The 26385-nt window shown below is 55.3% G+C and carries 25 protein-coding genes and 1 pseudogene; 13 read left to right on the top strand and 13 right to left on the bottom strand.

Annotated elements, in window-relative coordinates:
- The first annotated feature begins 33 nt into the window (after positions 1-33).
- Both ACE3MN_RS14415 and ACE3MN_RS14410 read left to right on the top strand, forming a co-directional pair.
- Positions 34-801: an arylamine N-acetyltransferase family protein gene (locus ACE3MN_RS14415; protein ID WP_004139077.1), complete on the top strand. Its 768-nt coding sequence runs from the start codon at positions 34-36 to the stop codon at positions 799-801.
- Positions 802-1384: 583 nt separating this feature from the next.
- Complete coding sequence (locus ACE3MN_RS14410; protein ID WP_024358318.1) at positions 1385-2353, top strand: membrane protein; 969 nt, start codon at positions 1385-1387, stop codon at positions 2351-2353.
- 265 nt (positions 2354-2618) lie between these two features.
- Here the strand turns inward: ACE3MN_RS14410 and ACE3MN_RS14405 are convergent, their stop codons facing one another.
- On the bottom strand, positions 2619-3419 hold the full coding sequence (locus tag ACE3MN_RS14405; RefSeq protein ID WP_024358317.1) for a hypothetical protein: 801 nt from the start codon (positions 3417-3419) through the stop codon (positions 2619-2621).
- A 358-nt stretch (positions 3420-3777) separates the two neighbouring features.
- Here ACE3MN_RS14405 and ACE3MN_RS14400 point away from each other — a divergent pair, with 358 nt between their 5' ends.
- The gene (locus ACE3MN_RS14400) at positions 3778-5472 is read left to right on the top strand and encodes a thiamine pyrophosphate-binding protein (RefSeq protein WP_049090317.1); all 1695 of its coding nucleotides are present in this window, start codon (positions 3778-3780) and stop codon (positions 5470-5472) included.
- Here ACE3MN_RS14400 and ACE3MN_RS14395 read toward each other — a convergent pair.
- Positions 5469-6389, bottom strand: coding sequence for a LysR family transcriptional regulator (locus tag ACE3MN_RS14395; RefSeq protein ID WP_024358316.1), 921 nt, complete (start codon positions 6387-6389; stop codon positions 5469-5471). The genes ACE3MN_RS14400 and ACE3MN_RS14395 overlap by 4 nt on opposite strands.
- Positions 6390-6804: 415 nt before the next feature.
- The gene (locus tag ACE3MN_RS14390; protein WP_102650188.1) at positions 6805-7716 is read right to left on the bottom strand and encodes a LysR family transcriptional regulator; all 912 of its coding nucleotides are present in this window, start codon (positions 7714-7716) and stop codon (positions 6805-6807) included.
- Between the two features lie 96 nt (positions 7717-7812).
- Between ACE3MN_RS14390 and ACE3MN_RS14385 the strand changes: the two genes are divergently transcribed.
- Positions 7813-8775 (top strand): NAD-dependent epimerase/dehydratase family protein, encoded by a 963-nt coding sequence (locus tag ACE3MN_RS14385; protein WP_102650189.1) that lies wholly within the window; start codon positions 7813-7815, stop codon positions 8773-8775.
- A 236-nt stretch (positions 8776-9011) separates the two neighbouring features.
- On the opposite strand, the gene ACE3MN_RS14380 is transcribed toward ACE3MN_RS14385, so the two are convergent.
- The 4 genes from ACE3MN_RS14380 to ACE3MN_RS14365 all read right to left on the bottom strand — a co-directional run bounded on the left by ACE3MN_RS14380 (position 9012) and on the right by ACE3MN_RS14365 (position 12435).
- A complete protein-coding gene (locus ACE3MN_RS14380; RefSeq protein WP_080922782.1) occupies positions 9012-10454 on the bottom strand; it encodes an IS1182 family transposase in 1443 nt (480 codons plus the stop codon).
- Between the two features lie 255 nt (positions 10455-10709).
- The gene (locus ACE3MN_RS14375) at positions 10710-11330 is read right to left on the bottom strand and encodes a histidine phosphatase family protein (RefSeq protein WP_071830716.1); all 621 of its coding nucleotides are present in this window, start codon (positions 11328-11330) and stop codon (positions 10710-10712) included.
- A 276-nt stretch (positions 11331-11606) separates the two neighbouring features.
- Positions 11607-12002 (bottom strand): VOC family protein, encoded by a 396-nt coding sequence (locus ACE3MN_RS14370; protein ID WP_004139057.1) that lies wholly within the window; start codon positions 12000-12002, stop codon positions 11607-11609.
- A gap of 148 nt (positions 12003-12150) precedes the next feature.
- Complete coding sequence (locus tag ACE3MN_RS14365; protein ID WP_032711041.1) at positions 12151-12435, bottom strand: winged helix-turn-helix transcriptional regulator; 285 nt, start codon at positions 12433-12435, stop codon at positions 12151-12153.
- A 278-nt stretch (positions 12436-12713) separates the two neighbouring features.
- On the opposite strand from ACE3MN_RS14365, the gene ACE3MN_RS14360 reads away from it, so the two are divergent.
- A complete protein-coding gene (locus tag ACE3MN_RS14360; protein ID WP_004139051.1) occupies positions 12714-13625 on the top strand; it encodes an NmrA/HSCARG family protein in 912 nt (303 codons plus the stop codon).
- A gap of 129 nt (positions 13626-13754) precedes the next feature.
- On the opposite strand, the pseudogene ACE3MN_RS14355 reads toward ACE3MN_RS14360, so the two are convergent.
- Both ACE3MN_RS14355 and gstA read right to left on the bottom strand, forming a co-directional pair.
- Positions 13755-13847, bottom strand: a pseudogene (locus ACE3MN_RS14355) (arsenate reductase); the annotation flags it as partial.
- Positions 13848-13851: 4 nt separating this feature from the next.
- On the bottom strand, positions 13852-14457 hold the full coding sequence (gene gstA, locus ACE3MN_RS14350; protein ID WP_024358312.1) for a glutathione transferase GstA: 606 nt from the start codon (positions 14455-14457) through the stop codon (positions 13852-13854).
- 120 nt (positions 14458-14577) lie between these two features.
- On the opposite strand from gstA, the gene ACE3MN_RS14345 reads away from it, so the two are divergent.
- The gene (locus ACE3MN_RS14345; protein WP_049085177.1) at positions 14578-15453 is read left to right on the top strand and encodes a LysR family transcriptional regulator; all 876 of its coding nucleotides are present in this window, start codon (positions 14578-14580) and stop codon (positions 15451-15453) included.
- Positions 15454-15500: 47 nt separating this feature from the next.
- On the opposite strand, the gene ACE3MN_RS14340 is transcribed toward ACE3MN_RS14345, so the two are convergent.
- The 4 genes from ACE3MN_RS14340 to paaZ form a co-directional block, all read right to left on the bottom strand.
- Positions 15501-15728, bottom strand: coding sequence for a DUF1272 domain-containing protein (locus ACE3MN_RS14340; RefSeq protein WP_154933355.1), 228 nt, complete (start codon positions 15726-15728; stop codon positions 15501-15503).
- Between the two features lie 231 nt (positions 15729-15959).
- The gene (locus ACE3MN_RS14335; protein ID WP_004139027.1) at positions 15960-16292 is read right to left on the bottom strand and encodes a cupin domain-containing protein; all 333 of its coding nucleotides are present in this window, start codon (positions 16290-16292) and stop codon (positions 15960-15962) included.
- A gap of 176 nt (positions 16293-16468) precedes the next feature.
- Positions 16469-18727, bottom strand: coding sequence for a primary-amine oxidase (gene tynA, locus ACE3MN_RS14330; RefSeq protein WP_082237221.1), 2259 nt, complete (start codon positions 18725-18727; stop codon positions 16469-16471).
- 190 nt (positions 18728-18917) lie between these two features.
- Positions 18918-20963 (bottom strand): phenylacetic acid degradation bifunctional protein PaaZ, encoded by a 2046-nt coding sequence (gene paaZ, locus ACE3MN_RS14325; RefSeq protein ID WP_148855587.1) that lies wholly within the window; start codon positions 20961-20963, stop codon positions 18918-18920.
- Positions 20964-21249: 286 nt separating this feature from the next.
- Between paaZ and paaA the strand changes: the two genes are divergently transcribed.
- The 7 genes from paaA to paaG are packed head-to-tail and all read left to right on the top strand — an operon-like array spanning position 21250 to position 26384.
- On the top strand, positions 21250-22179 hold the full coding sequence (gene paaA, locus ACE3MN_RS14320) for a 1,2-phenylacetyl-CoA epoxidase subunit PaaA (protein WP_116943716.1): 930 nt from the start codon (positions 21250-21252) through the stop codon (positions 22177-22179).
- An 11-nt stretch (positions 22180-22190) separates the two neighbouring features.
- Positions 22191-22478 (top strand): 1,2-phenylacetyl-CoA epoxidase subunit PaaB, encoded by a 288-nt coding sequence (gene paaB, locus ACE3MN_RS14315; RefSeq protein ID WP_024358308.1) that lies wholly within the window; start codon positions 22191-22193, stop codon positions 22476-22478.
- A 7-nt stretch (positions 22479-22485) separates the two neighbouring features.
- Positions 22486-23241 carry a 1,2-phenylacetyl-CoA epoxidase subunit PaaC gene (gene paaC / locus ACE3MN_RS14310; protein ID WP_064410634.1) on the top strand — a complete coding sequence of 252 codons (756 nt, stop codon included), beginning with the start codon at positions 22486-22488 and terminating at the stop codon, positions 23239-23241.
- 12 nt (positions 23242-23253) lie between these two features.
- The gene (paaD, locus tag ACE3MN_RS14305; RefSeq protein ID WP_024358306.1) at positions 23254-23751 is read left to right on the top strand and encodes a 1,2-phenylacetyl-CoA epoxidase subunit PaaD; all 498 of its coding nucleotides are present in this window, start codon (positions 23254-23256) and stop codon (positions 23749-23751) included.
- Between the two features lie 7 nt (positions 23752-23758).
- The gene (gene paaE, locus ACE3MN_RS14300; protein ID WP_375364081.1) at positions 23759-24829 is read left to right on the top strand and encodes a 1,2-phenylacetyl-CoA epoxidase subunit PaaE; all 1071 of its coding nucleotides are present in this window, start codon (positions 23759-23761) and stop codon (positions 24827-24829) included.
- On the top strand, positions 24826-25593 hold the full coding sequence (gene paaF / locus ACE3MN_RS14295) for a 2,3-dehydroadipyl-CoA hydratase PaaF (protein WP_024358304.1): 768 nt from the start codon (positions 24826-24828) through the stop codon (positions 25591-25593). Before paaE ends, paaF begins: the two co-directional genes overlap by 4 nt.
- A gap of 2 nt (positions 25594-25595) precedes the next feature.
- Positions 25596-26384: a 2-(1,2-epoxy-1,2-dihydrophenyl)acetyl-CoA isomerase PaaG gene (gene paaG / locus ACE3MN_RS14290; protein ID WP_004139014.1), complete on the top strand. Its 789-nt coding sequence runs from the start codon at positions 25596-25598 to the stop codon at positions 26382-26384.
- Position 26385 lies beyond the last annotated feature (1 nt).

Raw genomic sequence — 26385 nt, 5'->3', positions numbered from 1 at the left:
GTGGGCTCAACACAATCCAGCCAAGGAAATAACATGCACAGCGACAGTTTTGACCTTTCCCTTTACTTCCGCCGCATAGGCTATAGCGGGCCTGCGGCTGCCGATACCGCGACGCTGCACGCGCTCATGCGCCACCAGCTCTTTTCGATCCCCTTCGAGAACCTGGACGTACAGGCAGGTAAAATCGTTTCGATGGAGCCCGATGATATTGCCAACAAGCTCTTACGGCAGAGACGGGGCGGCTACTGCTATGAACTCAACGGGCTGTTTACGATGGCGCTGGAAGCGCTGGGTATTGCCTGGCGGTTTGTCGCGGCGCGGCCCATGTTCTATCCTGCGCGCCGGCCTAAAACCCATATGGCGGTGGTCGCGGAAGTTGATGGCCGTCAGTGGCTTTGCGACCTTGGCTTTGGGAGCTACGGTATCCGCGCGCCGCTGGCCCTGGACGAACTTGATACGGACATCATCCAGGATTTTGATACGTTCCGGCTTACGCGTGATGCGAACGGAAGCTATCTGCTGCAGGCGAGGGTTGAGGGAAGCTGGGCCAATCAATACGGTTTTGACCTGTCACCTCAGGAGTGGATTGATTTTGTTCCGGCCAATTTTCTTAACTCCACGCATCCCGATGCGGTCTTTGTACAAAAGCTGCTGGTGATACAGCATCAGCCCGAGGGGCGTTTTATTCTGCTCGGCAATATGCTTAAGAGTATTACCGCCGACCGCGTAGAGAAGCAGTGGCTGACAGAAGATGAAATAGCGCATGCGCTTGAGAACCGCTTTGCTTTGTCTGCTCGCTAATTAGGCAAAAGGGCGAGCTAGCCCACGGCGAGACGAATACGAAGCCGATATAACGGGGAAGGGAAGCAAACCTTCCCCGCGTTCCTTTTGCTCAGTTGATATACTTCGATCGGCCGCCAGCTATGTATTACGGTTCAGGCCGTGGTATTAAATCGTCGATAATGCAAATCGTAAACGTACGCCACTTTTAATAACCAAGATCATTCAGTGAATTACCCGTATAAAATTAAGATAATTCCATAAAAACTGGGCAATATAGCTCCGCGAAAAATATTGTCGGCAAAATCTATCCTCACCAATATTCCCGTTATTTACAGTCGGTTACGGCTATGTGGTAATATTTTTGGCGATAAGTAATGGTTAAAACAAAATCATCTACTAAAATAAAATTGTTGATTAAATTCATACACTACCAATTTGTACTCATTTAGATAATTGGCCCCTGGTCAATCGCCCGCTATTTAAGCGGCGAGCGATAATTATCCCGCTCGATATTACCGTAGTTCTGGTGGGTTAATGTCTGCAGTGGACGTTTATAGCAAACGACGTCGGGGCTAATGAGTTATTTCAAAGGACAACGTAAATGACGAATATCTACGACTCTACCTCTATCAGTAGTCAGGTACCCGCGGCCGCGGTTAACAGCGCGAGCGCGGTATCATGGGGGGCGATATTTGCAGGCGCCGCCGCCGCGGCGTCGCTGGCGCTTATGCTGCTCATGCTTGGCGCCGGATTGGGCCTTACCTCAATTTCCCCGTGGGAAAATCAAGGACTTGCGGCGGGAACCGTCGGTATTGCCGCCATCGCATGGCTGACGTTTACCCAAATAGTGGCGTCAGGCATGGGCGGATACCTCGCCGGGCGGCTGCGGACTAAATGGGTAGACACTCATACCAATGAAATCTATTTCCGCGACACGGCGCATGGCTTTTTGACGTGGGCCGTGGCGCTGCTGGTCTCCGCTGTGCTGTTGACCACCACCATCAGTTCGCTGATCGGCGGTAGCGCAAAAGTGATAGGTTCCGTTGCCGGCGGCGCGACGGCAACCGCCATGAATAACGCGGGGGACGGAGCCTCTCTGTTATCGAAGTCATCGATGGAATATTTTACCCGTTCACTGTTCAGGGCTACCGCTGCCACTCCGGCGGATAATAGCGGGCTGCCAGCAAATTCATCAGGCAATGACGTTATGGCAATGAATCATCCTGTGCCGCCAAAGGCGGAGTCACCGGCTCAATTAGCCGAGGTGACGGGTATTTTTGCTAATAGCATTAATTCTGGCGCGCTTCCCCAGGACGATCTGACGTATGTGGCGCAGCTGGTTTCTCAGAATACCGGCATCAGTCAGAAAGAGGCCGAACAGCGGGTACAGGCGGTTTATGATAAAGCCCAGGCCAATTTAAAAGAGGCAAAAGATAAAGCGCAGCAGACCGCAGACGCCGCCAGAAAAACCACTAGCTACGTCACCCTGTGGTCATTCATTTCTCTGTTAATCGGCGCTTTTGTTGCCAGTCTCTGCGCAACTTATGGCGGTCGTCAGCGTGATTTATAACGTCTAATACACATTATGCGGGAGGAACCTATGCGTTCAATATTGCTTTTCTTTTTGGGTGTGCCAATCCCTATCATTATTTTAATCGCGTTATTTATGCACTGAGTATTTTCAGGACGGCAAGAATATCTGACCTGTGAATATCGGCATGGTGGTCATTATCGTAAAAGCATAAATGCCTCCCGGGCATTTATGCTTTTTGCCATGCGGTCAGACGCGTTTTTCGCTGCCCCTGTCCGGCCATGTAAGCGACCGGAAGTCAGGATTAAACTTTGTCAGAATACGCTTTCAGCATCGCCAGCAGCGCCCGTTGCGCGGCATCGTCTGCGATATTTTCAGGCAGAGCATCCGCTCGCAGAGTGATATAAGCGTCAAGGGCCATTCTGATAGCAACGCTGACAGAGTCACGATCGTGCGTTGCCAGCGTGGAAGTCAGCAGGCCGTCAGGATCAATACCGCGCGATTCAATGCGGCGAACCCCACGTTGCGGTAAATTTGCACGGCGGTGCAGCATTGGCCCCAGTACCTGCTCGCGGAAGAATGACAGCATACCAATCGCCTCAAAGAGTTCGCCCCTTCCTAGTTTAGCCACCGCATAATGAAGCCAGATCCAGGCTCGGGACTCGAACCACTCCGGCGTCATATCAGGCCAGTGAGCACTGAATTTTGCCAGTTGTTGCTGCAGAGCACGGTTATCACGGGTAAATAACACGGCTGGCTCCTCAACGCGTTGAGTGAGCATTTCCAGGGTGACAAATTTCAGATCGACATGAAGGAGTTCAGGACCATACAGGCATATCAGCAGGCGAGGCTCTCCGACATGTTCCCCGCTGAAAGCATGCAGGAGATGGCCCAGCGTTCCGGCGAACGCCACACGCTGGGCCATGATTTCGTCATAGTAGAGGGGATCGACCACAACGACAAAATCCAAATCGGAGTATTTATCAAATCCGCCATGGATAATCGAGCCGCCGGCGAGAAGGGAGTGAATCCGCGAGTCAGACTGAAATTGAAGCTTGAGGTGCTCTGCAAAACTTCTGTGTAAATCGGGTAACGTATTAAGCATACTTTTTCCTGTTCACAAAAAACACAAAGCATTACAGGGTATCGAGTTCTCTATATTCAGGCTAGATATTTTTGAAGGAATAGTCATTTCTTCGAAGGGTTTCCCGAAGCGATAAATTGCCCTGTATAGTCCGGCGCTATTGATTGCGCCGTGTTTGTTACCTCTTCAATCATTGCCGCGTCAGGACGGTGCTGCTGTCATGCTTCAAACTGACCAAATGGAAAACGAATGACTTCCCATACCTTGAAGGGTATGGCTGGGCATCATTATAGTATTGGAAAGGATGTTATACCTGTTATTAAGATTGAATCACCCGCCAGACAGGGCGAACGAATACGCAGATAGAGGTGATCATTCTATGAGTAACGCAATAACTAAAGTGCAAAACGCCAATGCACGTCGTGGCGGTGATGTATTGTTAGAAGTTCTGGAAAGTGAAGGGGTGGAATATGTGTTTGGTAATCCAGGGACAACCGAACTGCCCTTCATGGATGCGCTGTTAAGAAAACCGTCAATTCAGTACGTATTAGCTCTGCAGGAAGCGAGTGCAGTAGCCATGGCGGACGGTTATGCGCAGGCAGCAAAAAAACCAGGATTTCTGAATCTGCATACCGCCGGTGGTTTAGGCCACGGCATGGGAAACCTGTTGAATGCAAAATGTTCACAGACACCACTTGTGGTGACAGCAGGGCAGCAGGATTTACGCCACACGACAACCGATCCGTTATTGTTGGGTGATCTGGTCGGAATGGGGAAAACGTTCGCTAAATGGTCACAGGAGGTTACCCACGTTGACCAGCTACCGGTATTAGTTCGCCGGGCTTTCCACGATTCAGACGCTGCACCGAAAGGCTCCGTTTTCCTGTCGCTTCCGATGGATGTGATGGAGGCGATGAGCTGTATCGGGATCGGGGCGCCTTCCACTATTGACCGCAATGCAGTCGCGGGTTCGTTACCTTTGCTGGCAAGTAAGCTGGCGGCATTTCCTCCGGGTAAAGTCGCACTGATTGCCGGCGACGAAATTTACCAAAGTGAAGCGGCCAGCGAGGTTGTTGCTCTTGCTGAGATGCTTGCCGCTGACGTATACGGTTCAACATGGCCAAACCGGATCCCCTACCCAACAGCACACCCTCTCTGGCGGGGTAATCTGTCCACTAAAGCGACGGAAATTAACAGAGCATTAGGCCAGTACGATGCTATTTTTGCACTTGGCGGTAAGTCGCTTATCACCATTCTTTATACAGAAGGTCAGGCAGTACCGGACCAGTGTAAAGTGTTCCAGTTATCAGCCGATGCGGGCGACCTGGGACGCACCTACAGTAGTGAACTCTCAGTGGTTGGCGATATTAAATCATCGTTAAGGGTGCTACTGCCCGAACTGGAAAAAGCCACGGCAAACCATCGCAGTGATTATCAACGTCGTTTTGAAAACGCGGTTAATGAGTTTGAATTGAGCAAAGAAAGTCTGCTCGGGCAGGTTAATGAACAACAATCTGCTACGGTAATTACGCCACTCGTGGCTGCGTTTGAGGCAGCAAGGGCGATCGGACCAGATGTGGCAATTGTTGACGAAGCGATTGCAACCAGCGGCTCGCTTCGCAAATCACTCAACAGTCGCCGTGCGGATCAGTATGCCTTTTTGCGCGGCGGTGGTCTGGGGTGGGGGATGCCTGCCGCTGTGGGCTATTCACTCGGTTTGGGAAGAGCGCCTGTGGTGTGCTTTGTGGGCGACGGCGCTGCGATGTACTCCCCTCAGGCTCTCTGGACGGCCGCACATGAAAAACTGCCGGTAACCTTTATTGTAATGAATAACACGGAATATAACGTATTGAAAAACTTCATGCGTTCACAGGCAGATTATACTTCGGCGCAAACAGAACGCTTTATCGCAATGGATTTGATTAATCCGGCAGTTGATTATCAGGCACTGGGTGCATCGATGGGACTGGAAACCAGAAAAGTTCTCCGTGCCGGAGATATCGCCCCGGCAGTTGAGGCCGCACTGGCGAGTGGCAAACCTAATGTGATCGAAATCATCATCAGTAAGAGTTAATCGTTAATCCGTCCGGACTGCGCTGCATCCAGTTTATCCCTGATACTGCGGCACAGGTTCACAAAACCCGGTAAAGCCGGGTTTTTGTTCTTTGTCGACCACATCAGCATATTCTCCACCATATTCGGATTTTCCAGCCTACGGTAAACCACACCACGCAATTGGGCATTCTCCATACTTGCGGGAATAAGCGCCACGCCAACGCCACGGGCCACAAAATTCATCACAGTCTGCTGTACGGAGGCTTCCAGTCCTATTTGCGGGCTAAATCCGGCCTTGAGGCACTGATGAAGGATGGAATCGTAGAGCATCGGTGCACTCTGGCGCGGAACAGTGATGAACGGGTCATCACAGAGTGATTCAAGTCTGAAATGCTCGCTTTGAACCTGGGGGTGATTAGCAGGAAGGGCGGCGATTAGCGGCTCACGCAAGAGTACCAGTGAATGAATTCCCGGAGTGGCCGTCTCGGAGAAGCTGATTGCCGCGTCTAATCTGCCATCCTCTAATGCGGCGTGTAAATCAGAGGGGACCATCTCCTGAAAATGCAATTCCACATCAGAATAGGTCTCCCGGTGCTGCATGGCAACATGAGGCACAACGCTATAGCTGGCATACATTGTTGCACCTAATTTCAGCACACCTTTCTGCCCTGATTCTACGGCCCGTACGTTATTACAGGCCAGCTCCAGCATTGCCAGCACCGCGCGGCAGTCCACCAGAAATTGCTCTCCGGCAAGGGTTAAACTGACACCTTTAGCGGCCCGGTTAAACAGCTTTGCACCGAGGATGGTTTCCAGCTGGGCTATTTGCCGGCTTAAGGGAGGCTGCGAGATATTGAGTTTACTGGCGGCTTTGCCGATGTTTCCGGTTTCAGCAACAGTGCAAAAGTTAATCAACTGATTAAGGGTCGGTTTCATGAGCATTCCTGAAGCAGGTTCATACCTTCTATGGTATCACTTGTTTGCAGGGCGGAGATGCACATGAAGTTAAGCGTTCTGGCGTTCGAGTTGAAGCTGGTGTGTGGCAATACCCCATGCTGTTCCTGAGGTGCAGAACCTGATGGCGCGCGGGAGAGGGGTAGGTGCATCCTCCCGGATAAACAGAAAATGGCGACAAACCCGGCACGAGCCATCCATACACCACACAGGTGGATTGCGCACGCTTTAACCGATGAATAAACTCGTCATAGGAAAAATCAGCTATGACGTCAGGGGGCGTCGCTATAGGGCAGCCGACGATGAATTGTGAGGATCAGCGACCCCCTGAGGTGCCAATCTCATTGGCGGCGTAAGCAGACTGAGTTCGAACTAGCGGCCTTTTCTCCATGGCGATTCACGGTTCCTGCCTCTGGCAGATATATTCCTCTAATCCCTTTGCCAGAATATCGAAAACCAGTTTGCAGCACAGACTATTGCGCAGGTCTTCGTGCATGACGATCCAGGTATCAAGATATAAAGAAAAGAAACTCGGCAGTAACCTCTGCAGTGGAATATAGCCATTGGCCAACTGCACCTGGCATATGCCAATGCCGGCACCGGCGCGAATAAGATTAAGCTGAGCCACATTGCTATCGGTGCGCATGGAAAATGAATCCCGGCTTAACTGAGGGTATTTTTCCAGTACCTTACGGATGAAAGGCGTATTCTGATCAAAGCCAACCAGCGCATGTTTCAGCAGTTCTTGGCTATTTTCAGGCGTGCCATGTCGTGCCAGATAGGAAGTCGATGCGTGTAGGCCGAGTTCAATGCGGCCTACACGACGCGCAATAAGCTGCTCCTGTACCGGCGTCGTCATGCGTACAGCAATATCGGCTTCCCTGTGCAGTAAATCCTGAACCCGGTTCGACAGAACTAATTCAATCGTTATTTGTGGGTGAGACTCCCGGAGCCTGGCAATAAGCGGCGGCAGCACCTCAACGCCGATAACGTCACTCGCGGAGACGCGGACGACGCCGCGAATGGACGCGCTGTTATGACTGAAGTTGGAGGCTGTGCGCGCTAGCGTATTCGCCGTGCTCTCCATCGCTTCGGCATGCACCCTCAGCGCCAGCGCCGTTTCAGTCGCCAGCAACCCCGTTTGCGAACGCGTGAACAATACCTGGCCAAGAGCCGACTCCAGCGCAGCGATATGCCGTCCTGCCGTGGGTTGCGTCATCGAAAGCCGGCGCGATGCGCCGGAAAGCGAGCCTTCCCTGAGCACAGCCAGAAATGTTCGGTACCACTCCCATGGGATAGATGTGTTCATACAAATTTGTATAGCTGCCCTATAAAGATATGCAATTCCATTTAGCTCTGCCTGTACGTACGCTGTCAAGGTCAAATCAGCAAAGAGGCAAACAATATGGCAACCCGAGGCAGGGTCTTAATACTTGGCGCAACCGGCGGTATTGGTGGTGAAACTGCTCGCCGGCTCATTCAGAAAAAATGGGACGTACGTGCGCTAAAACGAGGACTTCACGGCAGTGAACGAAGCGGTGACATCCAGTGGATAGGCGGCGACGCTCTCGACCCGGAGCAAGTCGCCGCTGCGGCAGCAGACTGTAGCGCGATCGTTCACGCCGTCAATCCGCCCGGCTACCGAAACTGGGAGCATCTGGTGCTGCCTATGCTGCGCAACACGATTGGCGCAGCAGAACGAGCCGGCGCCTTGGTCGTGCTTCCCGGTACCGTTTACAACTATGGTCCTGACGCTTTTCCGCTAGTACGGGAAGATGCTCAGCAGATGCCGGTCACAAAGAAGGGAGCGATCAGGGTACAAATGGAGAAAGAACTGGAGGCCTATTCGCAGCGGGGCGGGCGGGTATTAATCGTCCGCGCGGGGGATTTTTTTGGCCCACGCGCCGGTAATAACTGGTTTTCTCAAGGTCTGATTAAACCCGGCAAGCTGCCTGGCGTCATTACCAATCCTGGTTCGCCTGCAACCGGTCACCAGTGGGCTTATTTACCTGATGTCGCGGAAACGATAGCTGCGCTGCTGGAACGACGCGAGGAACTTGAGCCCTTTGCGCGCTTCCATATGCAAGGCCATTGGGATGCCGACGGCAGCGAAATGGTCAGCGCGATTCAACGCACTGCGGCGCGCTTTGGCGGCGTTGCCAAAATACGCTCATTTCCGTGGTGGTTTATGTACCTGGCTGCGCCTTTCAACGCAACCTTACGCGAACTTTTGGAGATGCGGTACCTGTGGCGCCAGTCGGTCCGCCTGGACAATACGAAGCTGGTGAATTTTTTAGGCGCTGAGCCTCATACCCCACTTGATGTAGCCGTCCATACGACGTTACAGGGCCTGGGCTGCATTGATTGATAATACTGAGATGTCTCGTATCACAGTCTAGAGACGCGCCATGGTCGCTTCTGGCACAGGCTGTGTAAAAACTCGGTTTTTGCAGTATCTGAGTACTATCCTCAGTCAGGGATGCAAGATATTCCTGATAATGACCGTATTCGCTGTGATTTGTATGTAGGGGCAGAACTAGGCTTTTAGTGGCTTGATATGGAGCGTTAATGGCTTGTTATTAGGGGTTAAAGCGGCCACTCCCGTTAGTTGCATTGTTCTTGCAGCTTAATGGCCAATCCTTCGGTACCCCAGATGGACATCATCCTTTTCAGGTTATAAGCCAGCACATGCAGACTGGTTTCTGTGCTGACGTTTTTAAACCGTTGCGTCAGGAAGTGAGTCGCTCCCATCCACATTTTAATTGTCCCGAACGGATGCTCTACCGTTTGCTTGCGCACGACAGCTGTTTGTGGCGATGCGTCAAGCCTGGCTTGCATGTCTTCCATTTCTGCTTCATGAACCCAGCGCCTTATACGTCTCGGATCGCGTTTTGATGTGGTGCACCTTGACCGCTGCCTGCAATTACGACAAGCAATATTGTTAAAGTACATTTGTTGTTCTAAACCATCCTCAAGCACAGTAAATCTGTTCTGAAGCTCGCTACCCATCGGACAAATATAAATATCTTTTTCCTGGTCATATTTGAACAATGAACGATTGAAAAGACCTTTGCGGTCAGCGCCAGAGGTATCACCTTTGGGTACTAAGGCTACGGCACCTAAGTCCTGCGTTGCTTTAATATCCCCCCGGCTGTAATAACCTTTATCAGCCAGTACGGTAATATCCACCTTGCCAACCGCATCTTGCGCTAATTTTGTCACCGCTGCTAGCTGCCCACGGTCTGGTGTATTTGTTACTTCATGCGCAACAATCAGGTGATATTTAGCATCAACGGCAGTCTGGACGTTATAGCTAACCTGGCGGTTAACATTGTTTATCTTCATTAGCCGGGAATCAGGATCTGTCAGTGACAACTGCTTATCAGGGTGCTGCACAACGGCCTGCTGGATTTGCTTGAGTTCTTTCAGACGCTTTCGCAGCCATGCCAGTTTTGCAGCGGTTAACCCTGCATTTTTTTCGGGCTCCGCAGCCTTGTCAGCTTCATCGAGCTTATTCAGGTAAAGAGCGATACTTTGCTCAACCCTTTCGATGTGGCCTTTTGTTTTCTGGGGCGTGAAGTTGTTCGATTTGCTGTTTACCGCCTTGAACTTACTACCATCGATGGCAACCACCACATCGGTGAACATCTGCATCTGCCGACACAGATCAATGAAAGCCCGGCAAGCATTTCTGATGCCTTTACCGTTGTTTTTTCTGAAGTCAGCAATGGTTTTAAAATCAGGTGTTAATCGCTCAAGTAACCACATCAATTCAACGTTACGATGGGCTTCTTTTTCTAACCTGCGGGATGACTGGATGCGGTTCAGGTATCCATAAATGTACAGCTTCAACATGGTTGCAGGGTGATATCCTGGCCGCCCGGTTTGTTTTGCATTAACACGCTCGAAGCCAAGAGCATCAAGCTGTAATTCATCAACAAAGACATCAATAACCCTGGCAGGGTTGTCTTCTGTGACAAAATCATCCAGCACTTCAGGGAGCAACGTCACCTGATGTCTGCCTTGACCTTTAATGTGGTGAGTCATATCTACACCCGCAATATTTAATCGTATGCTTTTAATTTTATTAAATAAAGTAGGTTACCGCATGGGTTTATCAAGAATGGTTGATCATATAAAACCACTGCTTAGACCAAAAAGTGATCAGCAGTTTTCACACAGCCTGGGCACGAAGCGGACAAGCTAACTGGGCGAAAGGTCCGCTATGAGCGAGGAGCGGACATTGTGCTTAAATAATGATGACTCTGGCAGGATGGGTTTTCAATGCTTGGAAGGTAGCCACTAATTCAGGTGACGTAAATGTGTAGCAATCCCCCACTTTAGGCCGATACATTTTCCATTAATCAGGTCGATAACAGAATAACTTGCATTGGGGTGAGCATAGCGAGGGAAACTATTGACAGTCCCTTCTTTAAGAATTGCCAGAGTGCCCTGACTGACATGCCCGTGAGACACAATACATATTGTTTGTTGATGTGATGAGGTATCTTCCAGGTTTTGTAAAAAACGCATAACTCGCTGAGAAGCATGCGCCAGTGACTCCCCCCCAGGTGGACAATACTCTGCATCAAGCCTGAATAACGCATTTGCATAGTTTGGATGTTTTTGTCTGAGTAGTTCTAACGGCATACCTTCAAACTGACCAAAGGCCTGCTCTTTAAGGGCCGGTTCAGCCGTCAGTGAACAATGAAAGTGTTCAGCCAGGCTTTGCCCCATTTGCCAGGCACGCCCAAGCGGAGAAGCGTAAACACGCTCTATTTGATACTCACTTGCACTAAACGCTGCTAGTAGGACGGATGTTTCACGCAAACCCCGACAGGTCAAGGAGCTATCGCTGTGCCCCTGAATAATTCCTTCCAAATTCCACTCTGTTTCTGCGTGTCGAACAAGTATCAATTTCATCGTTAGCTGGCCATGCTCGTTGTTGATCAAAATGTCCCAACTGCGCGATATCAAACACACACCGTTGAAGCAGCGGAAGGCTTTCCTGTTTTGGAAATAATGAACAAGTGTAGCTTATTGCCGTTATGCAGCGGCTCTGGGGGGGGGGCGCTGAATTTTATCCGTAGTTAACTTCCGCTCCTGGCGCCAAGCGGACTGCCTGAAGCGCCGTGAGGTCAGCTATGAGCGAGAAACGAATGTTTATCTTGCGGCAGGATGGTGGCAGCATTGCAATATTTATTGGGGCAATACCCACGCCTTGTTTTGTATAACCACCCTATATCCATCGAGGTCAACAAATGTCCTTCCGTTCGCATCCCAGTAAGGATTGAATGACGTGGTCATTCTAAAGCCAGCACCGATCATTCTTTCACAGGCCGTATCCCATTCTTTTTCTTCAGAGTAATAAACAACGAGTAAATCCTCTTCTGTGTGTAAAGGTTGAACGGGATGGTTTCGGCAAAAAGTGAATTCTATGTGCCAGTCTAAGTCTCCCCTCCCTAACATTATTCCATTGAAACCGTCATGATCGTTGAATTCAGCAATCTTATGCAGACCTAACCCCTTGCTGTACATCAGAAATGATCTTTCGAGATTGGCGACGGGTTTAGCAATACGCATATGAGTAAACATCAGGGTTCTCCAGGGAAAGATACTGCTTTAATGTTAAAATCCCGCCTGAGTTTACATGTGATTATACATTTCATTTGTCCATACGAGCCTCCGAAATGTCCTGCTTCGGTTTGCTGACGGTTCTCTTCTGGCATAAGGTAGCCTACGACTACAAGCGGGTCATGGACGCAGCAGCCCGTTTGTCCTCTGAATCATCGAAGGCTTTCCGGGATGCCTCAATATCCTGCCAGGTATCCCTGATCCAGTCAGTGAACCCCGCCAGCGGCTCCAACATCGACCGGCCTCGGTCAGTCAGTTGATATTCCACCCGTGGTGGAAGCTCGGGGTAATAATACCGGGCAACCAGGCCATCCCTTTCGAGATTACGCAGAGTCAGGGTCAACATACGCTGCGAAATGTCAGGAATGCCGCGCCGAATGGCGCTAAAGCGCATAGGCGTCTCCTGTGAAAGTGCCAGTAGTGAGATAACGAGGATTGTCCATTTATCACCCAGTCTTGCCAGGACACTCCCCGGCGCACAGGGTGTCAGTTTTGGTCCATCCGGTGTTTCGAACACGGGTCTGCCATTAATCTCACGCGCCATAATTTTTCTCCGCTGGACATCCCTAATGGTTATCTTTGTGTAACTGAGGACCAAAAATGTGCCGTCTTGTGAACAGAATAGCACTGGTTCCATACTGTGACTGCCAATAGTTACACTAAGGAACCACCATGACACATACCGCAGAATTCCTCGTCTTTGGCGCCACCGGGCAGCAAGGTGGCGCAGTGGCCCGAGCGTTACGGCGGGCCGGACGTCAAGTCCGCGCTTTCGTACGGAATCCGCATAGCGAAGTGGCCAGAGCGCTGACGACAGAAGGAATCACGCTCGCCATCGGCGACTTGTTCGACCTCGCATCCATTGACCGTGCAATGTCGGGTATCCAGGGCGTATTTAGCGTTCAGACCAGTTCTCCGGCAGGCGAGATAAGCGACGAGCAGGAGGTTATGCAGGGAAAAGCCATTGCCGATAGCGCCCTGGCGGCTGGTATCCGCCATCTCGTCTATTCTTCGTCCGGGGCGGCTGGAAAAGCCCCAACCGGCATGGGGCACTTTGACAGTAAATCGACAATTGAAGATTACCTTCGCGCCTTGCCGCTCTCCACGACCATCACGCGCCCGGCAAGCTTTATGGAAATGATGCTGCTGCCCGGCATGGGACTAAACAGCGGCCATTTTTTCTTCTTCATGCAACGCCATCAGGCGATGCAGATGATTGCGCTGCAAGACCTGGGGCGCATTAATGCCCAGATTCTTTGTAATCCTGAACGTTATCGGGGGCAGACTCTGGAACTGGCCAGCCAGGCGTTGACCGGTGAAGACTTGCAGCGTGCTTTCTCAGATGCCGCCGGTCATCCTGTTCATTATCACCGCTTTCCTGACGAGCTGTTAGCGCAGAACACTTTTCTTCGCCAGCTCACGGCGTTGGTAGACAATGGCATTGTCGCAGGCTCGGCGGATATACCGGCGCTTGAACAGGAGTTCGGTATGATGATGACGCTGGAACAATGGTTGGCAGGGCCAGCAAGGCAGAGCTTTAACGCGGCGCTTAACGCCCCACAGGCCAATCTTGTCCTGCGATAGGTCGATAGCCGGAGCTGCCCGCCTCCGGCTGTTTTCTCCTTGTACGTCTGTGGCACAAAATTATCCGCCATAACGCTCGGGCCTCAGCACCACCTTTCCTTAGCGGTTGCTGATCATCTGCCCGGTGTTATCCACCCCTTTTTCGTCGTCTTCTTTGATGAATGCCTGTTCATAAGGCTCTACGTTTTTACGCAGTAACGCCTGAACCCAAATCCCCACATCAACCTTAAAGCGACGCCTCGGCCAGTAATGCGGCCTGTACCGCAGGACGGGCATTGATCATTTCCCTGTACGCCAATAGCCCAGGCCAGCGATCCAGTGGGATTGAGAAGAATTTACACCAGCCCAGCACAGTGAAGAGGTAGGCATCAGCCACGCTGAAAGTGGGGCCAGTCAGATAGATTTTTTCGTTGAGAGTCGCCTGAAGAAAATCGAACTGTCGGAACAGCTTCTCACGAAAAATCGCTCTGACCTCTTCGGGCAGCGCGGGGTTGAACAACGGTGCCGAGCCAGCGTGTATTTCACTGGTGATAAAGTTAAGCCATTCCTGCAGACGCACCCGAGCCCAACTGTCCGCGCGCGGCGCCAGGCCGTATTCTGGTTTTAGGTCGGCGAGGTACTGCACGATGGCCGGACCCTCAGTGAGTATCTGCCCATCATCGAGTTCAAGGGCGGCGACATACCCTTTAGGGTTAATGGCGCGGAAGTCGCGACCATCAGCGGTGATCTTGCTTCTGTTGTTGACTCTAACCAGTTCAAACTCAAGTTGCAGTTCGCGCAGCACGATGTGCGGCGATAACGAACAGGTATCCGGGGCGTAATAGAGTTTCATTTTGTCTCCGTGAAAGGTGAAAAGCCGTCGGGGGAGGTCCTGAATCCACTGTATTTGACGCGGAATGCGCTGTAAAATTAATGATAAAGAAACTAACTATTAGCTGAGCTACTGACAATCATGATGAATCTTTTACATTGGCGCTTACTGGTGGCCGTGGCGGATGCCGGCAACATCTCGCGTGCCGCAGAGGAGATAGGAATGACTCAGTCCGGCGCCAGCCAGGCCATCGCCCAGCTAGAGGCTGCACTGGGATTTCCGGTATTTACGCGTGAGCGACGATATATCGGGGTGACCGCGCTGGGCGGGCAGGTTGTTGAACACGCAAGAAACATGCTTTCGCAGCTGAATGCCATCCGCGAACTGGCCGATGAGAGCCGGGGTTTAAATCGCGGGCGCATTCGCCTGGCCAGCTTTCCATCAGTGACGTCCACCTTGTTGCCCGGCCTGCTGCGCGACTTTAAGCGTCTGCATCCGGGTATTGAGGTCGTCATCCTGGAAGGCTCGGACGAGGAGGTCGAGGAGTGGCTGGCCGCAGATACCGTTGAGCTGGGGGTGGTCATGAATCCCGACCCCGGGCGCGCAGACGTTGTATTAGGGCAGGATGCATGGGTAGCGGTACTGCCAGCCGCTCATCGGCTGGCACACCATGCCAGGACGTATGGCATAACGCTAAAGGCGCTGGCAGACCAGCCCTTTATTCTGGCGACAGGCGGATGCGTCGTTAATGGAAAAAGCCTGATGGAAAAGGCGGGTCTGCAACTTTCTGATATCCGCGTGACGGTACGTGACTGGATTAGCGCCTGTAAGCTGGTTGCGGAAGGGATGGGCGTCGCCCTTGTACCCGAATCAGCCCTGCCGGAGGCGTTGCGTAATCTGTGCGTGGTACCCGTGACGCCTGCCATACACCGTGAGTTTCGGCTGGTTTGTTCGTCATCCGGGACGTCTTCCGGCGCAACGCAGGCGCTACTTAACGCGCTACGTAAACGAGGATGAGCGGGCTCGCGGCGAACCGGAGCGTCAGCGATAAGCGACAAACTGGCTTATTGTTTATATCGGCGCTGGCTGGAGGCAGGGTGGCGAAGGAGGGCAGCTTCGGGGCGTACTGGACGGCGCACCAGCTCGCCCCCGCAGTTCGGGCACCATCCTTGAAGCAGCTGGGTCACGCAGTCAATGCAGAAGGTGCATTCGAATGAACAGATGTACGCATCCGCTGATTCTGGCGGCAGATCGTTATCACAGCATTCACAATTAGGGCGAAGTTCAAGCATGATGATCTCAGTGATTAAAGGGGCATCATGAAAAATAGCGCGTGTTATCTGCCCGGCCCGCATTCGCGCCGCTGCGCTTCACGTGCAAGATTTCAACGTTTATGGCGATCCCGCGACTAATACCTTCAACCCCACAGGAGCATACCCGGACATTGGCTATAACGTGGGCGCAATGGCTTAGTCAATCAAAATGAAATGATGACTCGCTTATCCTCCAAACGCGCATTTCACTTAATCAGCAGGGGATACACCGCTGAAGCCGCTGTCTGGTAAATCTATAATCACCAGGGTGCCAAAGCTGCCGCCTTCCACCGTATGAGGAATGCCCGCTTTGGCTATATAAAGCTGGCCGGGCGCGACGGAGATTTTTTTCTCCTGTACGCTCAGTTCCAGACGACCGTCAATAACCAGTAATCCCTCGTCATATTCATGCACCTCCTCAGCGACTGAGTGGGCATCCATGCGCAGGACTTTGAGATTCGTTGCCCCAACGCGGCCCAGGATCCGGGAGTGCCAGGACTCCGGCAATGCCTGCGCTTCGGTTTTGAGATCGTAAAGCGACATAAAGCCATTCTCATTGATAATCGTTGCAGGCTTTTATGCCATATAAGTTTATCGTCGACTTCTAACATATATGGCAAAAGAAGTTGAAAAACAGGCTATACCGCTCCTACTGCCCGCTGCATGTGCATTGGTCGCGGATAAATAAAAACGGCCCCATCGCTGAGGCCGTGATGTGGTTACTGTTTCTTCTCGCCCAGCGTCGGCGTCTCGTCAAAGAAGTTCCACGGCTTCAGCAGCGCATGCGCCCACTCGGTAGGCATAATCGGCCACTCCTCGGCGCGGGCCACGTGGGTGGTGCCGGTGGTGATCCACACCACGTCATCATGGTTGTCCAGCGACTCGTCATCTTTCGCGTACTGGCCGAGGCCGGTGTCGTGAATCGAACGGTTAGGGTACTTGCCTTCCGGGAAGCGCTCGGTGGGGTGGTAGCGGGTGACCCACAGCTGTTTATCCATAAAGCTCAAACGATGGTAAATCCACTCATCAGGGGCGAATTTCGCCCCGGTGGCGACCGGATGCGTGCCGCCCGCGTAGGGGATAATCTGATACGACACTGGGTTACCCATCCGGTTTTCTTTGGTGGTATTGCTCAGCAGACGAATGGTGCCTGGATCAAATTTCTGCGCCGCTTTCTGCTCGCTAGCAATAGTGTACTGATTGATCTGCATGGTGCTGGTGCGCGGGCCGCCGGCGGTATTCGGCTTCACTTCCGGGTCCATGGCCACCAGCGTGTTGTTCTCGCCGTCGACGTCAAGATCGAGGCGGAAGTTGTAGATATGCTGGTGGGTGGTGCCGACAATATTATGGTCGATCAGCGTGCCGTAGCGGGTATCCTCTTTGGCGCTCGGGTCGTGCATGGTCTTCGCCTGTACGCCTTTGACCGCTTCGATGCCGGTCGCCCCGGCATCAATGCCGATGGTGCCGTTTTCGTGGAATACCCAGTCAAAGATGTAGTCGTAGTTGCCGACGGTGCTGATCCAGCGCACCACCAGCTCGCGGCGCTCGGTGCTGACGTTCGGTTTGCCCATCTCCAGGTGCTTATACTCCGGCCCGGCGTAGCGTTCGAAGATGGCGATCGCGCGCGGGATAGTGGTTGGCGTGCCGGTATAGTCGGCGATGGTTTCATCCAGCAGCACCGCGTTGGACGGCGCGTCTTTCCCGCGGACGATAGGCGAGGTCAGGGTGCCCATGCCGTAGTCGCCGGAATCCAGATAGGCTTTAAAATACCAGCCCACGTCCGGGTCGCCGTAGGGGACGATCATCCCGCCGAGCGATCCTTCATACATCACCTGGCGCTTTTTACCGTTGTCGTTCCAGGTCACGGTAGACAAAATCGGCCCGACGCGGGAGTTCATCCGCAGATGGAAATCCCAGTTACGCCAGTGGATCATATCGCCGGTGATGGTGTAGTTTTTGCCCTCTGGCTCAATGATCTCCAGCGGTTTCACCGTTGGCGCAACGCGGTCGCGGCCGTCATAGGGGCGGGCCGCCATCGGCACCGGGATCGTCGGCCCCTCTTCGATTTTGATGATCTTCTTCTGCTCGAGGTCGACCACCGCCACCAGGTTTTCAATCGGGTGCGCCCAGTAGTTCCCGTCGCCAACGTCAAGATAGCTCACTACTTTGAGCAGCCGCGCGTCCTGCTTGAGGCCATCTTTACCGTCGAAGTAGCCGACGGTCAGCGGGGTGGTAATCACCTTGCTCGGGTCGTCGATGCCGTGTTTTTTCAACACTTCGGCAAACTCGCTGCTGGCGTTGATGATGTTCTGCACGCTGGCGAAATCATCCAGCAGTACCATGCCGTGGGCGTCTTTAATCGGCGTCCATGAAAGGACCTTTTTATTCTGTAAATCCACCACCGCCTCAATAACGTGCTTGCCGTCGAGCATGATCACGTCGGCGGCGCGCGGGGCGTTGACCGGCGTGCCGTTGAGGGCAAAATCCCACACCGCTTTTTTATCCGGCTCGCGCAGGGAGATCTCGGTGAATCGGGTATTGGGCTTGAAATCCGCCGCGGCTTTAACGATGGCGACCGCGGCGCTGATTTCCGCCGCTGACAGCGAGTTCAGCGGGTGAGGGCGTTTTTCCACCTGGAAAGTCTGGTCAAGACCGGACTGAAACACGTCGTTGATAAAGGTATCAGAAACCCACGCTTTGCCGTCTTTCATCACTACCGGCACCTGCAGCTCCAGGGTTTTTCCATTGACGATGGCCGTTTTCGCCCCCGGTTTTACCTTCACGTAAGCGCCGTCTTTAATCAGGGTAAACATCTGCGCGTAGTCATCCCACTGAACGTCCGCGCCAAAATCCTGCAGGGTTTTATCCATCGGGACCATATGGGCTTCGCCGCCGTGGGCGAAAGCCGGGCTTTGCCAGGCGCAAAACAGGGCGACAGCCAACGCCAGAGCCGTCTTGCGGGGGGAAAGAATCGCCATTGAGACCTCACCTTATTGTTGTGTTGTGCAGTGCCGCTGCGAATGTCGGCTTGTGTATCCTTAACCTAACAGCGCTCAGCGCCCAGGCGTTTGCCTGCTTTTGCCAGGTTGTTTGTCAGTTTTGCCAGTTACAAAAAATGCCTCCGCAGAGGCATGAAGATGGCGATAAAGATGGGCGAATTTCTAACATTTACTCCGCAAAATCCCCCTGTTGGCGGGCCACCAGAGTCAGAATGGAGTAGAGCGCTACCGCCTGCTGGTGCTGGTTAAAAATCTCTACCGCCCACTCGACGACGCCGGTCGCTTTCTCCTCCGCGCTGCGCTGGCGTTTCACCGTTTTGCGCTTGCAGGTCAGGCGTACCTGGATGGTATCGCCCGGCTTCACCGGCTCGATAAAGCGCAGATTTTCCATCCCGTAGTTGGCGATCACCGGACCGACTCCGGCGTCAACAAACAGCCCGGCAGCGGCGGAAATCAGGAAATAGCCGTGCACCACGCGCTCGCCGAAAATCGACTCCGCGGCGGCAATCTTATCCATATGGGCGTAGAAGTGATCGCCGCTCAGGCAGGCGAAGTTGACGATATCCGCCTCGGTCAGCGTGCGGCGCGGAGTCAGCAGGCTGTCGCCCGGTTGGATCTCTTCGAAATATTTACGGAACGGGTGAATGCGGTCTTCCACCACCTCCGCGCCGCGTACCCACTGCTGACCAATTGCCGCGAGCATCGTCGGGCTGCCCTGAATCGCGGTGCGCTGCATATAGTGCTTCACCGCCCGCAGGCCGCCCAGCTCTTCGCCGCCGCCGGCGCGCCCCGGGCCGCCGTGAACCAGCTGCGGCAGCGGGGAGCCGTGGCCGGTCGATTCGGCGGAAGAGGCTTCGTTCAGTATCTGAATACGCCCGTGGGCGCGGGCGGCGCCGAGAATAAACGCCCGCGCCAGTTCGCCGCTAGCGGTCACCAGGGTACCGGCCAGGCTACCTTCACCGGCCCGCGCCAGGCTCATGGCGTGCTCAATATTCTGATAGGGCATCAAGGTTGCGACGGGACCAAACGCTTCAATGGCGTGTACCGCCGGGGTTTCATCCGGCTGCGGGCAGAACAGCAGCGTTGGCGGGAAGAAGGCCCCGGCGGCGCGGAGATCGGCCTGGCCCCCCAGCAGCACGTCGCATCCGGCGGCTACCAGACGGTTGACATTATCCTGTACGTCCTGACGCTGCTCGTAGTTCACAAGCGCGCCCATTTTTACGCCTTCCTGCGCCGGGTCGCCGACCACCACGTTTTGCAGACGCGCAATCAGCGCATCGCTCACCGCTTTCACCTGCGCTTGCGGCACGATAATCCGCCGGATGGCGGTACATTTTTGCCCGGCTTTCGCCGTCATCTCTCGTACCACTTCGCGAATGAACAGCGCGAACTCCGGCTGCTCAGGCGTGACGTCGTCACCGAGCACGCAGCAGTTCAGCGAATCCGCTTCCATGGTGAAGGGAATGGACTTCGCGACCAGGTTGGGGTGCACCCGCAGCTGCTGTCCGGTATGGGCCGAGCCGGTAAAGGTGACGACATCCTGGCTATCGAGATGGTCGAGCAGATCGCCCGCGCCGCCGCAGATCAGGCTGATTGCGCCCTCCGGCACCAGCCCGCTGTCGACAATCATTTTGACCATCGCCTGCGTCAGCTGCGCGGTGGCGGTAGCCGGTTTGATGATGGCGGGCATGCCGGCAAGCCAGGTTGGCGCCAGTTTTTCAAGCATGCCCCAGCAGGGAAAGTTAAAAGCGTTGATGTGTACCGCCACGCCGGATTTCGACGTCAGAACGTGGCGGGCGGCGAAGCCTCCCTGTTTTGACAGCGGGATCAGCTCATCTTCGGGCCACAGGGTATCGTCCGGCAGTTCGCGGCTGCCGAGACCGGCGTAGGTGAAAAGGGTGCCAATGCCCCCTTCGATATCCACCCAGCTATCGCTGCGGGTGGCGCCGGTTTCGGCGGAGATGGCGTACAGCGCCGCCTTCTGTTCCAGCAGATGTCTGGCGACCGCTTTGAGCATCGCGCTGCGCTCAATAAAGGTCATCGCCTGTAGCGCTTTGCCGCCGCGCTCAATCGCGAAGCGCCGCGCCTGCGCCATATCCAGACCCGCGCTGGTGACTTCCCAGAGCGCGTCGCCGCTGATGGCATGATGGATGGTGCGCGCGTGGCCCCGGCCGGTCTGCCACGTGCCGGACAAGTAGCTGGCTAACTGCTGCATGGTTCATCTCCAGATGTGTTACGTGAAATATCTATAGATAGTTCTTTGATGAATCATAAAAATCAAGTTCAAATTTAATAATTTATTAACAATGCGGTCGCTATCGATCTGCGCGATTTACTTAATTAGTTGTTATTAATGCATTTTACAAAAGCTTTTGCGGCGGGCGTCACAGAAAAGGCAAACAAAATTTGTGGTTTTATTTAACCTGGATGTAACTTTTATAAAACAAAGTGATTCATAAATTAATTTAAATCGAATTTGTTGGAATCATAAAGGTGATGACGTGACAGAAGAACAACGCTTTGAGCAGCGCATTGCACAGGAGACGGCCATCGAACCGCTGGACTGGATGCCGGAAGCCTACCGTAAAACGCTGATCCGCCAGATAGGCCAGCACGCGCACTCGGAAATTGTCGGCATGCTGCCGGAAGGCAACTGGATCGCTCGCGCGCCGACCCTTAGGCGCAAAGCGATTCTGCTGGCGAAAGTGCAGGATGAAGCCGGGCATGGTCTGTACCTCTACAGCGCGGCGGAAACCCTCGGCTGCGCCCGCGAAGACCTGTATCAGAAAATGCTCGACGGCAAGATGAAGTACTCCTCCATTTTCAACTACCCGACCCTGAGCTGGGCGGATATCGGCGTGATCGGCTGGCTGGTGGACGGCGCGGCCATCGTCAATCAGGTGGCGCTGTGCCGGACCTCCTACGGACCCTACGCCCGGGCCATGGTCAAGATCTGCAAAGAGGAGAGCTTTCACCAGCGTCAGGGGTTTGAAGCCTGCATGGCGCTGGCGCAGGGCAGCGACGCGCAGCGGCAGATGCTGCAGGACGCCATCAACCGCTTCTGGTGGCCGGCGCTGATGATGTTCGGTCCAAACGACGATAACTCGCCAAACAGCGCCCGCAGCATGGCGTGGAAAATCAAGCTCCACTCGAACGACGAACTGCGCCAGCGCTTTGTTGATAACACCATTCCGCAGGTGGAGATCCTCGGCATGACCGTGCCGGATCCGGATCTGCGGCTGGATGAAACCACCGGCCACTACCGCTTTGGCGCCATCGACTGGCAGGAATTTAACGAGACGATCGCCGGGCGCGGGATCTGCAACCACGAACGCCTGGCCGCTAAACGCAAGGCATGGGAAGAGGGCGCGTGGGTGCGGGAAGCCGCGCTGGCGCACGCGCAAAAACAACAGGCCCGCGACGCCGCGTAAGGAGAAGGAAGATGAGCAAAAACGACTGGCCGTTATATGAAGTGTTCGTTCGCAGCAAGCAGGGTCTGTCGCACCGCCACGTCGGCAGCCTGCACGCCGCCGATGACCAGATGGCGCTGGAAAACGCCCGCGATGCCTATACCCGCCGCAGCGAAGGCTGCTCAATCTGGGTGGTGAAGGCCCGCGAAATCGTTGCCTCGCAGCCTGAAGAGCGCGGTGAATTTTTCGATCCGGCGGAGAGCAAAATCTACCGCCATCCGACCTTCTACACCGTGCCCGACGGCATGGAACATATGTGAGGCGGCGATGAACAACGACAACCCCGTTGCAGCTTATGCCCTGCGCCTCGGCGATAACGGCCTGGTTTTGGCCCAGCGTCTGGGCGAGTGGTGCGGCCACGCGCCGGAGCTGGAGATCGATCTGGCGCTGGCCAATATCGGCCTCGACCTGCTGGGGCAGGCGCGCAATTTTCTTAGCTACGCCGCCGAACTGGCCGGCAGCGGCGATGAAGACACTCTGGCCTTTGGCCGCGACGAACGCCAGTTTTGCAATTTATTGCTGGCGGAGCAGCCAAACGGCAACTTTGCCGACACTCTTGCTCGCCAGTTTTTTATCGATGTCTGGCACGTGGCGCTCTATGGCCGCCTGGTCAGCAGTCGCGATACGCAGCTCGCCGCCATCGCCGCCAAGGCGCTGAAAGAGGTGCGCTACCATCAGCGCTTTAGCCGCGGCTGGCTGGAACGCCTCGGCAACGGCACGGCCCTTTCCGCGCAGAGAATGCAGGACGCGGTCGAGAACCTGTGGCGCTTTACCGGCGAGCTGTTCCAGGCCGATGCGCTGGAGATTGAGCTAAGCGCGCAGGGCATCGCCGTCGACCCGCGCGAGTTGCAGGCTGAATGGCAGGCGACGGTCCGCGCCGCGCTGAGCGATGCCGGTTTGCAGATCCCCGAGGAAGCGCCGTTTCGCCACGGCGGCAAGCAGGGGCTGCACAGCGAGCATCTCGGGCCGCTGCTGGCGGAGATGCAGTATTTACAGCGCGCCTATCCCGGTCAGCGTTGGTAGCAGGAGGGGATTATGCAACGTCTGGTTGATATCGCTCCTCCCGAGATCCACGCGGTGTGGGGCGTGTTAAGCGCGATTCCCGACCCGGAAGTCCCGGTGCTGACCATTACCGACCTCGGCATGGTGCGCAGCGTGGAGCGCCGCGGCGAGGGGTGGGTCATTGGCTTCACGCCAACCTACTCCGGCTGCCCGGCCACCGAACATCTGCTGGGGGAGATCCGCGCGGTGATGACGGCAAACGGCTTCGCGCCGGTGCATATCGTGCTGCAGCTTGACCCGCCGTGGACCACCGACTGGATGGGGCCTGAGGCCCGCGAACGTCTGCGCCAGTACGGCATCAGTCCGCCGCAGGATCATGCCTGCCATGCCCATATGCCAGACGAGGTGGTGTGCCCGCGCTGCGGTAGCCGCCACACCTCGCTAATTAGCGAATTCGGTTCCACGGCCTGCAAAGCGCTGTATCGCTGCGACAGCTGCCGGGAACCCTTTGATTACTTTAAATGTATTTGAGGTTGCGATGACGACATTTCATTCGCTTACCGTGGCGAAAGTGGAACCGGAAACCCGCGACGCGGTCACCATCACCTTTGCCATACCCGACGCGCTGCGCGACGCCTATGCCTTTCGTCCGGGCCAGCATCTGACGCTGAAGGCCCGCCTCGGCGGCGAAGAGCTTAGGCGCTGCTACTCGATTTGCCGCAGCCGCGCGCCGGGTGAAATCAGCGTGGCGGTTAAAGCTATCGACGGCGGGCGCTTCTCGCGCTATGCCCAGAGCGACATTCAACCGGGGATGGCGCTGGAGGTGATGGTGCCGCAGGGCCACTTTGGCTACCAGCCGCAGGCCGGGCGTCGGGCCGACTACCTGGCGATTGCCGCTGGCTCCGGGATTACGCCGATGATGGCGATCGTTGACGCCACTCTCGCCTGCGAAACCGACAGCCGCTTCACGCTGATTTACGGCAACCGCAGCAGCCACAGCATGATGTTCCGCCAGGCGCTGGCCGACCTGAAAGACCGCTATCCGCAGCGCCTGCAGGTGGTGCATCTGTTCAGCCAGGAGGCGATGGACAGCGACCTGCTGCAGGGGCGCATCGATGGCGACAAGCTGCGCGAACTGGCCGCCCATCTGCTGGACTTCAGCCGCTTTGACCATGCCTTTATTTGCGGCCCGGCGGCGATGATGGATGAAGCGGAAATGACCCTGCGCGAGCTGGGCGTCCCGGCGAAAGCCATCCATCTGGAACGTTTCAATACGCCGGGCAGCGGCGCCAGGCGGGCTGCCGGCGTCCAGGCGGAGGGCCGCTCGGTCACGATTCGTCAGGATGGCCGCGACCGCACCATAGCCCTGAGCGCCGAGGACGACAGCATTCTTGACGCCGCGCTACGCCAGGGGGCGGACCTGCCGTTTGCCTGCAAGGGCGGCGTCTGCGCCACCTGTAAATGCAAAGTGCTGCGCGGCGAGGTGGCGATGGCCGCGAACTACAGCCTTGAAGCCGACGAGGTGGCGGCAGGCTACGTGCTGAGCTGCCAGGCGCTCCCCACCAGCGGCGATGTGATCGTCGACTTCGACGCGCGGGGGATGGCATGAGTGAACTGTTTATTGCCCGCCACGCGCGCGTACTGCAGCTGACGCTCAATCGCCCGCAGGCGCGCAACGCGCTCAATAACGCGCTGCTGATGCAGATCGCCGATGTGCTCGACGCGGCGGCGCTGGACCCGACGGTTGGCGTCTGCGTCATCAGCGCTAACGAACGCTTCTTTGCCGCAGGGGCCGACCTGAACGAAATGGCGGAAAACGATCTGCCCGCCACGCTCGATGATATTCGCCCGCGGCTGTGGGCGCGTATCGACGCCTTCAGCAAACCGCTGATCGCTTCGGTTAACGGCTATGCCCTCGGCGCCGGATGCGAGCTGGCGCTGATCTGCGATCTGATTGTCGCCGGCGATAACGCCCGCTTCGGCCTGCCGGAAATCACCCTCGGCATGATGCCGGGCGCGGGCGGCACCCAGCGTCTGATCCGCAGCGTCGGTAAGGCGCTGGCCAGCCGGATGGTCTTGAGCGGCGAAAGCATCGATGCCCATCAGGCGCTGCGGGCGGGGCTGGTGAGCGAGGTGTATCCGCCAGCGCTTACCGATGAATACGCGCTTAGCCTGGCGGCAACCGTGGCTCGCCACTCGCCGCTGGCGCTGCGCGCGGCTAAACAGTCCTTGCGGCTGTCGCAGGAGGTGAGTCTGCAGGCCGGGCTTCAGCAGGAGCGTCAGCTGTTTACCTTACTGAGCGCGACCGAAGATCGCCGCGAAGGTATTGACGCCTTTTTACATAAACGTACTGCGGAATTTAAAGGACGCTAATCGTGGAAGCTTTCATTCTCAGCGAAGTGGAACAGGGCGTGATGACGATTACCCTTAATCGCCCGGACCGCCTGAACAGTTTTAACGACCTGATGCACCAGCAGCTGGCGGCGTGCCTGAAGCAGGCGGAACGTGATGACGATGTGCGCTGTTTACTGCTGACCGGCGCCGGGCGCGGCTTTTGCGCCGGGCAGGATTTAAATGACCGCAACGTCGACCCCAGCGGTCCTGCGCCGGATCTCGGCCTGTCGGTTGAGCGTTTCTATAACCCGCTGGTGCGCCGTCTGGCGGCGCTGCCGAAACCAGTGATTTGCGCGGTAAACGGCGTCGCGGCGGGAGCGGGGGCCACGCTGGCGCTGGGCTGCGATATCGTTCTGGCGGCGCGTTCGGCGAAGTTCGTCATGGCGTTCAGCAAGCTCGGCCTGGTGCCTGACTGCGGCGGCAGCTGGTTTCTGCCGCGGGTGGCGGGTCGAGCGAGGGCGATGGGGCTGGCGCTGCTGGGCGATAGCCTGAGCGCAGAGCAGGCCGCGCAGTGGGGGATGATCTGGCAGGTGGTGGACGATGCCGAGCTGAAAGATACCGGCCTGGCGCTGGCGCGGCACCTGGCCGCCCAGCCGACCTATGGCCTCGGTCTGATTAAGAAGGCGCTTCAGCTTGCGGAAACCCAGACCCTGGATCAGCAGCTCGATCTTGAGCGCGATTATCAGCGCCTGGCCGGACGCAGCGCCGACTATCGCGAAGGCGTCAGCGCCTTCCTCGCGAAGCGTCCACCTCAATTCAGCGGGAAATAGC

Origin of the sequence: Klebsiella grimontii, assembly GCF_042137965.1 — a bacterium.
Lineage (GTDB): Bacteria > Pseudomonadota > Gammaproteobacteria > Enterobacterales > Enterobacteriaceae > Klebsiella > Klebsiella grimontii.
The sequence above is the reverse complement of the archived record's forward strand: the minus strand, read 5'-3'. Positions and strand labels throughout refer to the sequence as shown.

Bases quoted from the DNA above. Each gene is read 5' to 3' on its own strand.
- ACE3MN_RS14415 (WP_004139077.1), top strand. From the start codon at position 34: ATGCACAGCGACAGTTTTGACCTTTCCCTTTACTTCCGCCGCATAGGC.
- ACE3MN_RS14410 (WP_024358318.1), top strand. From the start codon at position 1,385: ATGACGAATATCTACGACTCTACCTCTATCAGTAGTCAGGTACCCGCG.
- ACE3MN_RS14405 (WP_024358317.1), bottom strand. From the start codon at position 3,419: ATGCTTAATACGTTACCCGATTTACACAGAAGTTTTGCAGAGCACCTC.
- ACE3MN_RS14400 (WP_049090317.1), top strand. From the start codon at position 3,778: ATGAGTAACGCAATAACTAAAGTGCAAAACGCCAATGCACGTCGTGGC.
- ACE3MN_RS14395 (WP_024358316.1), bottom strand. From the start codon at position 6,389: ATGAAACCGACCCTTAATCAGTTGATTAACTTTTGCACTGTTGCTGAA.
- ACE3MN_RS14390 (WP_102650188.1), bottom strand. From the start codon at position 7,716: ATGAACACATCTATCCCATGGGAGTGGTACCGAACATTTCTGGCTGTG.
- ACE3MN_RS14385 (WP_102650189.1), top strand. From the start codon at position 7,813: ATGGCAACCCGAGGCAGGGTCTTAATACTTGGCGCAACCGGCGGTATT.
- ACE3MN_RS14380 (WP_080922782.1), bottom strand. From the start codon at position 10,454: ATGACTCACCACATTAAAGGTCAAGGCAGACATCAGGTGACGTTGCTC.
- ACE3MN_RS14375 (WP_071830716.1), bottom strand. From the start codon at position 11,330: ATGAAATTGATACTTGTTCGACACGCAGAAACAGAGTGGAATTTGGAA.
- ACE3MN_RS14370 (WP_004139057.1), bottom strand. From the start codon at position 12,002: ATGTTTACTCATATGCGTATTGCTAAACCCGTCGCCAATCTCGAAAGA.
- ACE3MN_RS14365 (WP_032711041.1), bottom strand. From the start codon at position 12,435: ATGCGCTTTAGCGCCATTCGGCGCGGCATTCCTGACATTTCGCAGCGT.
- ACE3MN_RS14360 (WP_004139051.1), top strand. From the start codon at position 12,714: ATGACACATACCGCAGAATTCCTCGTCTTTGGCGCCACCGGGCAGCAA.
- gstA (WP_024358312.1), bottom strand. From the start codon at position 14,457: ATGAAACTCTATTACGCCCCGGATACCTGTTCGTTATCGCCGCACATC.
- ACE3MN_RS14345 (WP_049085177.1), top strand. From the start codon at position 14,578: ATGATGAATCTTTTACATTGGCGCTTACTGGTGGCCGTGGCGGATGCC.
- ACE3MN_RS14340 (WP_154933355.1), bottom strand. From the start codon at position 15,728: ATGCTTGAACTTCGCCCTAATTGTGAATGCTGTGATAACGATCTGCCG.
- ACE3MN_RS14335 (WP_004139027.1), bottom strand. From the start codon at position 16,292: ATGTCGCTTTACGATCTCAAAACCGAAGCGCAGGCATTGCCGGAGTCC.
- tynA (WP_082237221.1), bottom strand. From the start codon at position 18,727: ATGGCGATTCTTTCCCCCCGCAAGACGGCTCTGGCGTTGGCTGTCGCC.
- paaZ (WP_148855587.1), bottom strand. From the start codon at position 20,963: ATGCAGCAGTTAGCCAGCTACTTGTCCGGCACGTGGCAGACCGGCCGG.
- paaB (WP_024358308.1), top strand. From the start codon at position 22,191: ATGAGCAAAAACGACTGGCCGTTATATGAAGTGTTCGTTCGCAGCAAG.
- paaC (WP_064410634.1), top strand. From the start codon at position 22,486: ATGAACAACGACAACCCCGTTGCAGCTTATGCCCTGCGCCTCGGCGAT.
- paaD (WP_024358306.1), top strand. From the start codon at position 23,254: ATGCAACGTCTGGTTGATATCGCTCCTCCCGAGATCCACGCGGTGTGG.
- paaE (WP_375364081.1), top strand. From the start codon at position 23,759: ATGACGACATTTCATTCGCTTACCGTGGCGAAAGTGGAACCGGAAACC.
- paaF (WP_024358304.1), top strand. From the start codon at position 24,826: ATGAGTGAACTGTTTATTGCCCGCCACGCGCGCGTACTGCAGCTGACG.